This is a genomic window from uncultured Campylobacter sp. (genome assembly GCF_938045775.1).
Classification (GTDB): Bacteria; Campylobacterota; Campylobacteria; order Campylobacterales; family Campylobacteraceae; genus Campylobacter_B.
Genome location: NZ_CALIBH010000016.1, coordinates 1 through 2,523, shown reverse-complemented (window position 1 = coordinate 2,523; position 2,523 = coordinate 1). Strand labels below are relative to the sequence as shown.

The window sequence follows — 2,523 nt, the reverse complement described above, 5'->3', positions numbered from 1 at the left end:
CGCACGTGATCCACGCGCTGCCAATCACGTTTGGTTTCAAAGTCGCTATGTGGGCGCAGGAGATCAAGCGTAGCTTGCAACGCTTGGAAGAGATTAAGCCGCGATTATTCGTAGGGCAACTTAGCGGCGCCGTGGGCACGCTAGCAAGCCAGGAAGGCAAGGGTTTTGAGATGCAAAAGCTGATGTTTGAAGATCTTGGCTTAAACGTACCCATCATATCCTGGCATCCAAGCCGCGATCATATCGCGGAATTCGTAGCTTTGCAGGCGCTCATCGCAGGCACGATCGGACGTATCGCGCATGAAATTTTAAGTCTTCAGCGTACCGAAATTTGCGAGGTCGAAGAGCCGTTTTTTATGGGTAAAGTGGGTAGCTCTACGATGCCGCATAAGCGTAACCCGCAGGTTTGCGAGAGCGTCATTGCGCTTACTAAGATCGTGCGTGCTCAAGCGCCTCTTGCGGTCGAGGCTATGGAGTGCGAAAATGAGCGAGATTGGGGTTGCGAAGCCGTCGAATGGGACTGCATACCGCATGCTAGCGTATGCCTAGCCGCGGCGCTTGAGAAGCAAAACGATATTTTGGAAAATTTGATTGTCTATCCGCAGCATATGCGCCGCAACCTAGACGCGCTAAAGGGTGCTATGTTAAGCGAAGCCGTGATGCTGCACCTAGGCGAAAAGCTCGGTAGGATGAGTGCTCACGAGATCGTCTATGAGGTATGCATGAAGGCTTTCACCGACGGCAAGCCGGTCATCGACGATCTGCTCGAGCGTGAAGAGGTCGCCAAATACTTTAGTCGCGCCGATTTGGAAAAGATCATGAATCCAGAACTTTATACGGGCGAGAGTGCGGCGTTTGTGGATAGGGTTTTGGCGGATAGCAAGAGGTAGGCGGAGCTTTTGTTCTGCTTCATTGCAAAAGGCAGGTCGTCGCGGCGCGCAAAAAGCGCGCCCACTCTGCTCGCTCATTTTGCGTAGCAGAAACGGCTCGCGATCGCGGCGTAAAATCGGCTTTAAATTCGCACGGCTTTACACGGCACGGCTACCGCAGCAGCTGCTGGTAAAATTTCATAAAATTTTACCGAAGTTCGCGCAGCGCGTGAAATTTAAAGCGACTTTGAATCGCGGTGGAATTTTACGCCGCACGCCGCGAAATAGAGAATTTAAAATTCTCCAAATTTGCTGCGCGCCGCAGGTAGCAAGCTGCACGGCGGAGAATTTAAAATTTCGTCTAGTTTGCCGTTAGCTTGAAGCGATTAAATTTAAAGCCTCGCCGCCGTTTAGGCTAAATTTACGGCAGGACAAATGAGGCAAAATAAAATCAAGGGGTCATTATGAATCCGAAATTTATAAAATTCTTAGCGCTTATCGCAGTCGGCGCGGCGATCTGGTTTTGCCCGCACCCGCAAGCGGTAAGCGCGCAGGCCTGGCATCTATTTGCCATCGTGGTGGTGGCGATTTTAGGGCTCATACTTCAGCCTATTCCGATCGGCGCGATTGCCTTCATCGGCGTTACGGTTGCGGTTTTGACAAAAGTTTTAAAACCTGCCGATGCCCTGGGCGGCTTCGGCAATACGACGATCTGGCTTATCTTTTGCGCTTTTATTCTAGCGAGAGGTTTTATAAAGACGGGGCTTGGGCGTAGGATCGCGTATAAAATCATCTCCCTAATTGGAGATAGTACTCTTAAGATCGGCTATTCTATCGTGATTAGCGAGTTTATCATTTCGCCCGCGATGCCTTCTGCGGGAGCGAGAGCGGGCGGCGTACTCTTTCCGATCGTAAAAGGGCTAAGCAGCGCGCTGGGTTCTGAACCGGGCGATTCCAGGCGCAGAGCGGGTGCGTATTTGATGCAGACGCTTTGGCAAAGCAACGGTATCACGAACGCAATGTTTCTAACCTCGATGGCGGGTAATCCTTTCATCGCAAAGCTCGCCGCCGATACGCTAGGTATTCAAATTTCATGGTCTTTGTGGGCGATGGGCGCTATCGTGCCGGGGCTTGTATCGCTTGCTTTGATGCCGAGCTTGCTTTATAAAATTTGTGCGCCCGAGCTTAAAAAATATCCGCAGGCAAAACAGATCGCAAGTCAAGAGTTAGCCGCTATGGGCGCGATGAGCTACGGCGAAAAAGTGGTCGTAGGCGTGTTTGTTTGCGCGCTCGCACTTTGGGCTACGGGCGGGCTAACGGGCATCGGCGCTACGACAGTGGGGATGCTTGCCATTTGCGCGCTGGTGCTAAGCGATGTGTTGTCGTGGCAGGATGTGCTCGGTGAAAAAGGCGGCTGGGATACGCTCATTTGGATGGGCTCGCTTGCGGGAGGACTTAGTAAGCTAGGTCTGGTTAAGTGGTTTGCAGACTTCGTAGCTGCTGGCGTCAGCGGAATCCCATGGATCGCCGCACTTGGAATTTTGCTTTTGGTATATGTCTATTCGCACTATCTTTTTGCTAGCCTCACGGCACACATCGCCGCGATGTATGCGACCTTTGCTGCGGTTGCTGTAGCTGCGGGAGCGCCTGCGTA

General features: G+C 52.1%; 2 protein-coding genes. Both read left to right on the top strand.

Annotated elements, in window-relative coordinates; genetic code table 11:
• On the top strand, positions 1-890 hold an 890-nt coding region (locus tag Q0238_RS00410; protein WP_297941777.1), incomplete at its 5' end, for a lyase family protein.
• A gap of 443 nt (positions 891-1,333) precedes the next feature.
• The coding region (locus Q0238_RS00405) for a DASS family sodium-coupled anion symporter (RefSeq protein WP_297941774.1) at positions 1,334-2,523 on the top strand (1,190 nt) is incomplete at its 3' end.